Below are 12,051 nucleotides of genomic sequence, written 5' to 3'. Positions count from 1 at the left end.
ATCAAATTAACGCTCTTATTAAATCTAAATTAAAAATCACGACATGAAAACACGTATCATTTATATGCTCATCGTTAGCATTGTATTATTTATTTCGGCCTGTAAAAAAGAAGGCGCATTGGTAGATGAAATCAACAAAACAGAAATTCAAAAGAAACAAATCCAACAGATTATTCCGGATAGATATTTGGACTCTTTGAAAAAATTAGGTTTAACCGTTAACGTGGGCATTACACCACCAAATGTTGAAGGTAATTATGCTATCAATCCGTTAATTTTGCAATCCACTAATATCCCTAATGATTTTAAAATTGGTTATAGGTTTGCTGACGCTCGGGTAAATCTTACAAAACAAGATGCTGATTTTAATATAAATTTATTAGGGAAAAGCTTTCTTTCCGATAGGGATACAAGTATTACCACAGCTATTTCAGGTTCTGGAAATGATTTTACCATATATGGTAAAGTAAAATCAAATAAAGCTGGTAAGGTAGCGGAGTTCGCAATTATTTTTTCCGGGAAATTTGAAAACAAAACAATCAGTAACTTTAAATATGGCTTAATTTGCATCTCAAATAAAAATGTAGCACCTGATAATACATTTATTAAGGAAGGGCAAGGCAGATTCATTATAGAAAGTGATGGGCTATCTACTGTAATAACTGAAAGGGAATTTTTAGCTACAACGCCACAGTTGCAACTGATTCAAAATTCTGGTGCATCGAAGTTTCAATTGATAAACTGAAAACATTATTAAAATATTTGTTTTATCCTCTTGTTTATCAGAAATAAAATTTGGATATTTGCAACCTCTAAAATAGAGATAAAAAAGAGTAATAGAAATTGACATAAGCGTTTTTGCCAGCAAATTGCAAAAAGTGTTCTTGGAAGTTTCACACAGATAACTAAAATAATATTCAAATGAAAAAAGATTTGCACCCTACAAGCTACAGACCAGTTGTTTTCAAAGATATGTCTAACGAATATGCTTTCTTAACAAAATCTTGTGTAGATACTAAAGAAACTATTAAATGGGAAGATGGTAACGAATATCCTCTTTATAAATTAGAGATTTCTCATACCTCACACCCTTTTTATACTGGTAAAATGAAATTGGTTGATACTGCAGGACGTATTGATAAATTTAAAAACCGTTACGCTAAGAAATAATTTTAGCTTAAAAAAGCATTTTTTAGAGTCCCTTTGCCAAAAGCATCGGGACTTTTTTTATTTTTGTGGCTTATGATAATCAATCTTTTTGATGATTCCAGTTGGGATTCATTACGTCCTTTAACATTTACCAGGCCCGTTGCTGATTTACGCGTAGGAATTTTAACTATTGCAGAAAAATGGGCAAAATATCTAAAAGCAGATTTCGGTTTTAATACTCAAGATTATCTATCTATAAAATATCCTGCAAAGCAAAGTGCTACTTTATCAATTAATGGTTCAATTTGCCCGGATTATGATTTGCTAAATGCGATCACAGGTCTTAAAGTAGGAGAGTTTCTTCAAGCTGCAGATTACGTTCTAGCCTTCAACTGTGAGGATAGACTAACATTTGAACAAGCTAGGCAACAATTAAAACCTGTTAGCTATTCTTCAAAGGTGGTTAAGATAAATTATCCTGAAGAAATTTTCGCAAATAACCCTGCTGAAATCAGAAAGGATTTCGAACTTTTAACTAAAGGTCGTACATCAGCTAAAATAAGCAGTACAAACCAATTATTAGGTAACGATATCTTCTTTGAAGAAGGCGCAAAAGCCGAATGTAGTGTTTTAAACAGCGGATATGGACCCATTTATGTAGGTAAAAATGCCGAGATTTGGGAGGGAAGTTTAATTAGAGGTTCTTTTGCACTTTGTGAAAATTCGTCCGTTAAAATGGGCGCTAAAATTTATTCGGGCACCACCATTGGCCCGAATAGCCGTGCAGGAGGAGAAATAAATAATTCGGTAATTTGGGGTAATTCTGCTAAAGGGCACGATGGCTACTTAGGCAATTCGGTTTTAGGCGAGTGGTGTAATATTGGGGCAGATACCAATAATTCAAATCTTAAAAACAATTACGCTGAAGTGAAGCTTTATGATTACGAAAACCGAAAGATGCGAAATACCAATTTGCAATTTTGCGGTTTGATTATGGCCGATCATGCTAAATCTGGTATCAATACCATGTTTAATACCGGTACAATTGTTGGCGTAAGTGCAAATATTTTTGGTGGAGGGCTACCTCCAAATCATATCGCTGATTTTAGCTGGGGTGGTGCTGAAGGCTTTGAAAGTTATAAACTAAATAAAATGTTCGAAACTACAGAGAAAGTATTTGGAAGGAAGAATGTTGTTTTTGGCGATACAGAAAAGAAAATTTTAACCAAAGTTTATGAGTTGACAGCGGCTCATAGAAATTTTTAATATAATCATCTTTAAAATCAAAACTAAAATATAATGAGAAAACAAATAGTAGCAGGAAACTGGAAAATGAATTTAGACTATAACGAAGGTGTTTCGTTGTTTAGCGAGATTGTAAATATGGTTAAAGATGAGCGCAAAGGCGATCAGATTGCTATTATTTGCTCACCATTTATTCATTTAAACTCTTTGGTAAAGTTAGGTGGTAGTGATGTTAAGATCGGTGCTCAAAACATCAGTGATAAAGAAAGTGGTGCTTTTACAGGAGAAACTTCTGCTAAAATGGTAAAATCTGTTGGCGCCGAATATGTTATTTTAGGTCACTCAGAACGCAGACAATATTTTGCAGAAAGCAACGAACTACTTGCTGAAAAAACTAAGGTTGCTTTGGCAAATGGTTTAACGCCAATTTTTTGTATTGGTGAAACCTTAGACGAACGTAATAACGGAAGCTATTACGAGGTTTTGAAAAAACAATTAGTTGAAGCTGTTTTTAGCTTGAGCGATGCGGATTTTTCTAAAATTATAATTGCTTACGAGCCAGTTTGGGCTATTGGTACAGGTTTAACGGCATCTCCGGAGCAAGCTCAGGATATTCATGCATTTATCCGTTCAGAAATTGAAGCAAATTATGGATTTAATATCGCTGATGATACTACAATTTTATATGGTGGTAGCTGTAATCCGGGTAATGCTGCAAGTTTATTCTCTCAAAAAGATATTGATGGTGGTTTAATTGGTGGCGCATCATTAAAATCACGCGATTTTACAGATATTATTAAAGCATTAAACAGCTAAATGCAATACATAAAGGCAATTTTTGAATTCAAAAGCATTGAAGATTATCAACAGGATTTGCTAATAAGTGATTTGGCAGATTTAGGTTTTGATACTTTTGAAGATAGTGAGGCAGGATTTACTGCTTTTGTAATTAAAGAAAATTTTATCGAGCAGGAACTAAAAAACCTGCTCGATAATTACAGCAGCGATTTCGAAACTGAATATCGTTTGGAAGATGTTGCTGATGAAAACTGGAATGCCGAATGGGAAAAGAATTTTAGTCCGCTCATTATTGACGATGTGTGTTATGTAAGGGCAACCTTTCACGAGCCTCAACCTTCTTATCCATACGAAATCATCATCGACCCGAAAATGTCATTCGGAACTGGTCATCATCAAACCACAACGATGATGATGCAATATATTTTGGCGACTGATGTTAAAGATAAAAATGTACTGGATATGGGTTGTGGAACTGCAATTTTAGCAATTCTTGCAGCTAAACTAGGTGCCGAAAAGCTAACTGCAATTGATTATGACGATATTTGCTATCAAAGTACAATCGAAAATGCAAGCTTGAATAAGGTTACAAATTTACTTGCGCTTTGTGGAAGTAAAGAGGTAATTCCTGACGATAACTACGATATTATTTTAGCAAATATTAACCGAAACATTCTCTTAGATCAGATTGGGAGATATGCTGAAGTTTTAAAACCTCAAGGTAAAATATTTTTTAGTGGTTTCTACTTAGATCCGGATTTAAGTATGATTACTGCAGAGTGTGCTAAATACGGCATAAAATATATCGACCATAAGCAAAATGGCGAATGGATTGCTGCTCAGTTTGAGAAGAAATAATAAGATTAAAGAGTAAGGAACAGCGAACAATGATATGAGTATAGATAAAATCTTTGATCCTTAGTCATTGTTCTTTCATCAAAAAATAATATGCGCATACATTTTATCGCAATTGGCGGAAGTGCCATGCACAATTTAGCAATTGCCTTACACAAAAAAGGTTATCAAATTACAGGTTCTGACGATGTGATTTTCGAGCCTGCAAAATCAAGATTAGACAAATATGGTTTGCTTCCCGCAGAAATGGGCTGGATTGCAGATAAAATATCGAATAATTTGGATGCAGTTATTTTAGGTATGCATGCCAGAATTGATAATCCAGAATTATTAAGAGCACAAGAACTTGGCGTAAAAATATATTCATACCCAGAATATATTTACGAGCAAAGTAAAGATAAATTAAGAGTTGTAATTGGCGGCAGTCATGGTAAAACAACCATTACAAGCATGATTTTACATGTTCTGAATTATTACAATCGCGATTTTGATTATCTGGTCGGTGCACAACTTGCGGGTTTTGAAACCATGGTTAAGGTAACTGATAATGCACCGGTTATGATTATTGAAGGCGATGAATATTTATCATCTCCAATTGATAGAAGACCAAAATTTCATTTGTACAAAGCGAATGTGGCAGTAATAAGTGGTATTGCCTGGGATCATATCAATGTTTTTCCTACTTACGCTGATTACACCTCACAATTCGACAAGTTTATCAATACAATTGAAGCTGGTGGTTCTTTAATTTATTGCAAAGCTGATAAAGATTTAAATGATATTGTCGAACAGTCAACTGCTAACGTTAAAAAGATAAGCTATGCAATTCCTGAGCATGAAATTGTTAATGGTGTTACCCATCTGTTACCGGAACAAACAGCTTTAAAGGTTTTCGGCGACCATAATTTGATGAACTTAAATGCTGCAAAATTAGTTTGTAAGGAGTTAAATATCAATGAAAATGATTTTAATAAGGCTATTTCATCATTCACTGGTGCTGCTAAGCGTTTAGAGATAATTTCGGCTGATGATTTAACCAATGTTTACAAAGACTTTGCGCATTCTCCATCAAAATTAAAAGCCACAATTGAGGCTGTGAAGTCTCAATTTACAAATAGAAAACTTGTCGCTTGTATTGAACTGCACACATTTAGTAGCTTGAATAAAGATTTTCTTAAAGAATATGCCGGTTCAATGGATAAAGCTGATGATGCAATTGTATTCATTGATTTAAAAAGCTTTGAACAAAAAAGAATGGAGCCATTTTCTGAAAATGATGTTCAGGAAGCTTTTGTAAATCCAAACTTGAAATTCTTTAACGATGCATCAAAATTAAAAGCTTATTTGTTAGGTTTAAATTATAAAAATGCCAACTTATTGATGATGAGTTCTGGCAATTATGCAGGTTTTGATTTACCAGAACTTTCAGCATCCTTAAAAAGATAATGAAAAGTGTAGGCGAAAATATCAAGAAGTGCAGAATAAAGCTAGGTTTAAGTCAAGCTGATGCAGCAAAGCTTCTTGAAATTTCTACGCCTGCATTTTGTAAAATTGAGACCGGGCGAACCGACCTAAACATTTCGAGATTACTACAAATTTCGAAATTATTTAAAATATCGATTTCAGAATTAATTACTGGAATTGCCAATGAATCTGAATCAACAGCAGATGTGATTGATTTAAAACAACAACTTTTAGATAAAGATGGAGAGCTCAATAAACTTCGAAAAAAGGTTATTGAGCTTTATGATAAGTTGGGGATATAGTTAGGACTAAGGATGAAGGAACAAAGAATAAAGATTTAATTATTAATCCTTGCTCCTTCATCCTTGTTCTTACTTAAAAAATCTTCCGCATCGTTAAATGCTTTTTACCGAATGTTGCTCCAGTAGCTTTGTGTATAGCAATCATTTGGTCGTTAAAATCACCAACCCAGCTTAATTCTAATTCTTTGTATTGATTTTTAGGTAAAACATATTCGCCTAATCTGATAAAAAGAACAGATTCCAGGCCATGTTTCTGAAACTTTGGTTTTGTACCCATAACAATTGCCCTCATTCTGGTTACGCCAACCCAACGGCGATAAGCAAACTTTAATTTTTCGATTAAACCCAATTTACCATCAAAACCTTTAATCATTTGATTAGCATCAGGAATTAAAACTACAAAAGATGCAGGTTCACCATTGAAATAAGCAAACTGAATTAAGTTTTCATCCATAATCGGTTCCATGCTTTTAAAGCTTTCTTCTAAAGTTTCTTTCTTTATTGGAACAAAGTTTTCAAAATCCTGCCAACCGTCATTATAAATTTCCATCAGGTCGTTTATGTATTTTTCGGAATTTTTCTTACTGAAATATTCAAAGGTATAGCCTGGCTTATTACGCACCCAATTTGCAATTTTGGTAAAGCGCTCTGGGAAAGGAATCGTTAAATTAATATGATTTGTTAATTGTTCATATTCGGTTTTAAAACCATATGCATCAAAAAAATTTTGGTAATAAGGAAAGTTATAATTCATTCCAAAAGAAGGAGGAGTGAAGCCCTCAACAAGCAAGCCCCAAAATGAATCATTTTCGCCAAAGTTAATTGGGCCATCCATTGCCTTCATACCATTTTCGGTAAGCCAGTTTTTAGTAGTGTCAAATAACAGAAATGCAGCTTCTTGATTATCAATAGATTCGAAAAAACCTATTCCGCCTGTTGGCTGTTCTAAATTGTATGCTTTTTTCTCATTAATAAAAGCAGCAATTCTACCAATAAGATTTCCTGAACCATCTTTTAAAATCCACCTGGTGCATTTACCATGATTAAAAAAGTTATTCTTATTGGGATTGAAAACATTTTCTACTTCAGTATCCAGTGGGCAAATCCAATTTTTATCTTCTTTATATAAGATTTTAGGAACTTTTAAAAAATCTTGTTCGAGCGATGAATTATTTACAGGTATTACTTGCATGGAGTGGGTTTAAAAATAAAAAGCATCCAACCAAGCGGTAGGATGCTTTTCCAAATATATAATTTTTTAAATATTAATAATCGTCATCATCATCATCAAAACTGTCGAAATTATCAATGTCATCAAGTGGCATATCAAAATCGTCTTCATCTTCGTCTTGAGATTTCTTTTTCGTAGTTTGAATGTCGTCATCTTCAAGATCATCATCTTCATCTACCTGTTTTTTGGTAGTTGGCTTAGTAGGGAGTTTCTTCGGCGCTTTCATAACTCAAAAATAAAAAATGCTTTTATAGTTTAAAAATACGAAAAAACTTTTTTTTATAACAAGCTGTTTTTAAACAAAATAAAATTATTTATTCAATAGGCGCTCCAATGGCATTTTCTTCCTTGCTAATATCTTTTAATTGCGGTAGTTGAGATAAATTGTTTAAACCGAAATAATCCATAAATAATCCGCTTGTGCGGTACAATATTGGTCTACCTGGTGTATCGGCTTTGCCTTCAATACTTATCAGTTCTTTTTCTAAAAGTCGTTGTACTGAATAATCAGAATTTACACCACGAATTTGCTCTATTTCTAGTTTTGTAATCGGTTGACGGTACGCAATTATTGCAAGAGTTTCCATCGCAGCCTGACTCAGTTTCTTTTTAGAACGATGAAGCTGTAATTGGTTTACGGTTTCGTGGTAAGTCTTTTTGGTGAGAAACTGATAGCCATTGTTTAAGCCAACCAACTCCATTACCATATCTTTTTTATTGTATTTTTCTTGAATGCTTTTAATTTCCTGTTCAATCAGCTTCTCAGGAAATTCTTCATTGAAAACACTATTGAGTGCGAAAACTATTTCTTGTATGCTGATACTTTGTACGGATGAGAAAATAAGTGCTTCTATGTGATAAGCAATATCATTTTGGGCCATAAACAAAAATAGAATTTTTGGACAAAAAAAAGCGGTCTCGCTTTTAAAAAACAAGACCGCTCTTAACACACAAATGAAACCTGAATTAAGATATAGTTTTAGGTTAGGTTATTAAATATCTATATCAATTCTATAAGAACGTCTTTGATAAACACTATCGTTTATTTCTAATACAAGTTTAAGGCTAAACCAGATGTAACGTTGCTCTTATTTAGTAAGTGGTATTAATAATTGAGTAAACGGTAAATATTTATTTAAGAGGTATAGAAATGAATACAGAAGTACCACTAGTAGCGTTTTGAGAAACGTTTAATTGTATAGGTTTTGCTTCAATTTGTCCTAAAAGGTTTAAGCGCTCTTTAGTTAGTTGCATTCCCTTACTTATATGTTTATCCTTTTTATCCTTTAAAGAATTTTCTATGCCAACACCATCATCAACAATTTCAATGTTTAAATTATTTTCGTTTTCTAATTTAATGTTGATTTGAATTTCTCCGCCAGTTTCTTTAGGCATTATACCATGCCATATTGCATTTTCTACATAAGGTTGCAATAACATCGATGGGATTAATGTTTCATCTTTATCAATATTTTCATCAACATAAATTACATACTTCAACTTATCGCCAAATCTATTTTTTTCGAGTTTTAAATAAAGATTTAGATATTCCAATTCTTCTTCAATAGTAATATAACTCTTCGTACAAATTTCGAGGTTTTTACGGATTAGCCTCGCAAAACCTGTCAGCACCTTATTAGCTGAAGTTGTATTTTGTGTGTTAATGTAATGCTGAATCGAATTCATCACATTAAAAACAAAATGAGGGTTCATCATTGCTTGCAAAGCTTGTTGCTCCAACATCAGAATTCTGTTTTTTAACAGCAGTTGTTCCTGCTCTTTGTCTTTTTGCCTGCGGGTAATGTAAACGGCTAAACGATAAAATATATAACCAACAAGCAAAATTACCAAAGATAAAAACCAGAAGCTTTGCCAAAAATGTGCTTTTATGATAAATGATATTTTAGCCGATGGGCCCCATGCGTTATTTTGACTTTTAGCACTAACTTCAAATTTATAATCGCCTGGCTGTAAAGCCGAAAAATCAAGTCGGCGGGTACGGGTTTCTACCCAGTTTGAATTTTCACTTAAGCGATAACGGAAAGTAATATCGCTTGTAGTAAAATCTACCGCACCAAAAGTGAAAAGAATGGTGTTATTTCCGCTTTCAAATATGAAATTATCCTTATCGATTGACAATCGTTCCTTATCTTTTATAATAGATGTGATGTAAACTTTAGGCTGAGTACGTGGTAAGTTTTTATTATTATACTTAAATAATATTAAGCCCTTATTTGTAGCAAAATAAGCTGTACTATCATCTATATAAAGGTTATTTACATCCTCAGTTAATAAATCCTTGCCATAATCAAAATTAATAACATCAGATTGCTGATAATTAGAAACCTTGTTTACGCCCTTATTGGTTAATACCCAAATTTCCTTGTTTTTGATAAAAAGTTTGGTGCAGATATCATTAGTTAAGCCATCTTTTTGAGTTAATTGCTTAACTATTTTATTATTTCTGTAGAAGAGTATTCCGTAGCCATCCGTTGCTAAAACCAAAGTTCCATCAGGCAATTGTTGTATATCATTAATCCTTTTTGTTAAAAGCGGATTGTTTTTATAATGTTGGATAAGATTGCCGTTATTAAATTCGAATAAGCCATTAATATTCGAAAACCACAAGTTTCCAGATTTATCATAGAAAACATGGTACGAACGGTTTTTAAAAAAATCTTCCTTTTCTTTATATTTTAAGGAGTTAAATTCGAGTTGATTTATTCTGTCGGATAAAAAAACAACACCAGATGATAACGCTAAAGCCAAATGATTATCTTGATTGCACATACTAAAATGTTTAATCACGAACATTGAATTGTTACTTTCTTTAAGGTATTTTACATCATCCTTGGTTTTGTAAATATTTTTGAAGACCCCTAATCCATAATCAGATGCAAAATATATGGACTGATTTTTATCATCGTAAGTAATCTGTTTTATGGTTTTATACTTTTTGTAATCATCCATGCCAACTTCATCAATTTCGAAGTTGCTGATGTTTAAAATATCAATAACAGCATCATCAGTTCCGAGCCATAGTCTGTTTTTAGAATCTTTTGCAATGCTTTTAATTACGTTACTACTTAAGCCAGATTCAGCATCGATAATTGATAACCTGGAGTTAACGTTTGGCAACATATAAATACCCTGGTTTGTAGCAAACCACATATTGTTGCTGTTATCTTTAATAGATTGATTAACGACAATACCTTGCAAATACATTACTGTTTTACCGCTTTTGTTTAAAACCAATGCACCATTGTTGCTGGCCAACCAAACTTCCTTTTCCTTTACATCATAATAAAAATAACCCGACATATTTTTAAGTAAATTATCGGGAATTCTGATAATCGAGCTTACTTTACCGTGCTGATATTGGTTTAACCCTGTTCCATCCAAATAATATAAAGAGCGATTGGCAGCATTAAAAGCTGTCATGTACGACAACGGATTTACATTGTTATTGATTAGCGAAAAAGAATTTCCGCTAAATTTCTGTGTACTTTCATCACTGTAAGAATAGATATCGCCAACCTCATCCTCGTGCAAAAAAGCATTGGTAAATTGTTGATTTACATTAGGTGAAACAAACTTTCTAATTGATTTTCCATCCCATAAAACAATTAAATTAGAGTTGGTTCCAAGCCAGATTCTACCTTTTTTATCCTCCAAAAAAGAAACAATTACCGTATTGAAATTTAATTCTTTTAAAAGTGCGCTATTGTTCCGATTGTAAAATTTGCCATCTTTTAAGTAACTGAGTTGACCATTTAGCGCTAAAAACCAAAGCTTACCTTTGCTATCTTCTTTAATTTGTAATATCTGTGTATCGGGCAAACCATCTTCAATCGTAAAATTTTGAAAGTTGGTTCCGTCAAATCTGCTTAAACCTGCATCTGTAGCTATCCAAATAAAGCCTTTTTTATCTTGATGGATGTAATAACAATTGTTGCTTGCCAATCCATTTTTTGAGGTATAATGCGGTAAATATGTAGTTTGAGCTTTGGTGTTTACAGTATTTAAAAATATCACACAGAGTGATATAAATACTGTTTTAAGAATATTTTGTGCTAGTGAAATCGATATGTGGTTTCTAATGTTCTCCATTAGATTTTGTAAAATGCTTTATTTTTTCAAAAAAATCACTCGCCCTGCGTCGAGATACATTTATACTTTCCCCATTTTTAAGAAAGGCTTGCAATCCATTTTTTGAATTATATTCTTTTAGGTGATTAAGATTGATGATGCTCGATTTATGAATTCTTACAAATTGTTCGGATGGTAACAATTCTTCGAATTCTCTCAAAACCTTCGAAACAGTGATTTTATCATGATTATTTAAATGAAAAACAGAGTAATTGCTATCTGCTTCGATGTATATAATATCATCAACATCTATCATTTTAAAACCTTGACCATAGGGTAGAGTAAGCTTTCTAATTTCAGAACGGATTGATAAGCTTGAAGCTAAATTCGTAACGCGTTCATCTTTATAATTGTTTGCCTGATGAAGTTTGATATGCGATGTAACCTTCTCTACTGCAACTTTAAGTTCATCAATATCAATGGGTTTTAACAGATAATCTAAAGCATTTGCTTTAATCGCTTTTAGAGCATATTGATCGTAAGCTGTGGTAAAAATTACCGCTGCATTGTGTAATTGGGCATCGGGTATTAATTCAAAACCATTTCCGCCAGGCATTGCAATATCTAAAAAAATTAGATTGATCGAATGATGGGCAAGAATTTCTTTTGCTTCAGCTACAGAACGTGCAATTCCGGTTATTTCTACTTCCGGACAATTCTGTTGCAGCAGAAAAAATAGAGATGAACGTGCAAACTCCTCATCATCAACGATAATGGCTTTTAGTGTGGTCATAGTTATAGGTTTGTGAATGTATTAAAATCGCTTAATAAAAAAAAATGTAAAATCAAAAAACCAGAGTAAGTATTGTCACGTATGTATCATCAAACTGGAACATTATATCCCTAAAATTAAAAAGA

At 32.9% G+C, this 12,051-nt stretch carries 12 protein-coding genes; 7 read left to right on the top strand and 5 right to left on the bottom strand.

Going from position 1 to position 12,051, the window contains the following annotated elements:
- Positions 1–43 precede the first annotated feature (43 nt).
- The 7 genes from R2Q16_RS13110 (at position 44) to R2Q16_RS13080 (ending at position 5,813) form a co-directional block, all read left to right on the top strand.
- The gene (locus R2Q16_RS13110) at positions 44–745 is read left to right on the top strand and encodes a hypothetical protein (protein ID WP_316737607.1); all 702 of its coding nucleotides are present in this window, start codon (positions 44–46) and stop codon (positions 743–745) included.
- A 176-nt stretch (positions 746–921) separates the two neighbouring features.
- The gene (locus tag R2Q16_RS13105; protein ID WP_025142617.1) at positions 922–1,170 is read left to right on the top strand and encodes a type B 50S ribosomal protein L31; all 249 of its coding nucleotides are present in this window, start codon (positions 922–924) and stop codon (positions 1,168–1,170) included.
- Between the two features lie 72 nt (positions 1,171–1,242).
- Entirely contained in the window at positions 1,243–2,415 is a 1,173-nt protein-coding gene (locus R2Q16_RS13100) for a putative sugar nucleotidyl transferase (protein ID WP_316737601.1), read from the top strand.
- A gap of 33 nt (positions 2,416–2,448) precedes the next feature.
- Entirely contained in the window at positions 2,449–3,210 is a 762-nt protein-coding gene (gene tpiA, locus R2Q16_RS13095) for a triose-phosphate isomerase (RefSeq protein ID WP_316737600.1), read from the top strand.
- The gene (prmA, locus tag R2Q16_RS13090; RefSeq protein WP_316737599.1) at positions 3,211–4,050 is read left to right on the top strand and encodes a 50S ribosomal protein L11 methyltransferase; all 840 of its coding nucleotides are present in this window, start codon (positions 3,211–3,213) and stop codon (positions 4,048–4,050) included. It begins immediately after the preceding gene.
- 90 nt (positions 4,051–4,140) lie between these two features.
- Positions 4,141–5,493, top strand: a complete 1,353-nt coding sequence (locus tag R2Q16_RS13085; RefSeq protein ID WP_316737597.1) for a UDP-N-acetylmuramate--L-alanine ligase — start codon at positions 4,141–4,143, stop codon at positions 5,491–5,493.
- Complete coding sequence (locus R2Q16_RS13080) at positions 5,493–5,813, top strand: helix-turn-helix transcriptional regulator (RefSeq protein WP_316737595.1); 321 nt, start codon at positions 5,493–5,495, stop codon at positions 5,811–5,813. The genes R2Q16_RS13085 and R2Q16_RS13080 overlap by 1 nt, the downstream gene beginning before the upstream one ends.
- 73 nt (positions 5,814–5,886) lie before the next feature.
- Here R2Q16_RS13080 and R2Q16_RS13075 read toward each other — a convergent pair whose 3' ends face one another.
- The 5 genes from R2Q16_RS13075 to R2Q16_RS13055 form a co-directional block, all read right to left on the bottom strand.
- The gene (locus tag R2Q16_RS13075) at positions 5,887–7,005 is read right to left on the bottom strand and encodes a GNAT family N-acetyltransferase (protein WP_316737594.1); all 1,119 of its coding nucleotides are present in this window, start codon (positions 7,003–7,005) and stop codon (positions 5,887–5,889) included.
- Between the two features lie 73 nt (positions 7,006–7,078).
- Complete coding sequence (locus R2Q16_RS13070; RefSeq protein ID WP_316737593.1) at positions 7,079–7,270, bottom strand: hypothetical protein; 192 nt, start codon at positions 7,268–7,270, stop codon at positions 7,079–7,081.
- A gap of 88 nt (positions 7,271–7,358) precedes the next feature.
- Complete coding sequence (gene scpB / locus R2Q16_RS13065) at positions 7,359–7,925, bottom strand: SMC-Scp complex subunit ScpB (protein WP_316737592.1); 567 nt, start codon at positions 7,923–7,925, stop codon at positions 7,359–7,361.
- Between the two features lie 250 nt (positions 7,926–8,175).
- Positions 8,176–11,154, bottom strand: coding sequence for a two-component regulator propeller domain-containing protein (locus tag R2Q16_RS13060; protein ID WP_316737591.1), 2,979 nt, complete (start codon positions 11,152–11,154; stop codon positions 8,176–8,178).
- Entirely contained in the window at positions 11,141–11,926 is a 786-nt protein-coding gene (locus R2Q16_RS13055; protein ID WP_316737589.1) for a LytTR family DNA-binding domain-containing protein, read from the bottom strand. The genes R2Q16_RS13060 and R2Q16_RS13055 overlap by 14 nt, the downstream gene beginning before the upstream one ends.
- Between the last annotated feature and the right edge of the window lie 125 nt (positions 11,927–12,051).

Source organism: Pedobacter aquatilis (assembly GCF_032678425.1).
In the GTDB taxonomy this organism is placed as follows: domain Bacteria; phylum Bacteroidota; class Bacteroidia; order Sphingobacteriales; family Sphingobacteriaceae; genus Pedobacter; species Pedobacter aquatilis_B.
Note: the sequence above shows the minus strand (reverse complement) of the source record. Positions and strands in the feature narration are given on the sequence as shown.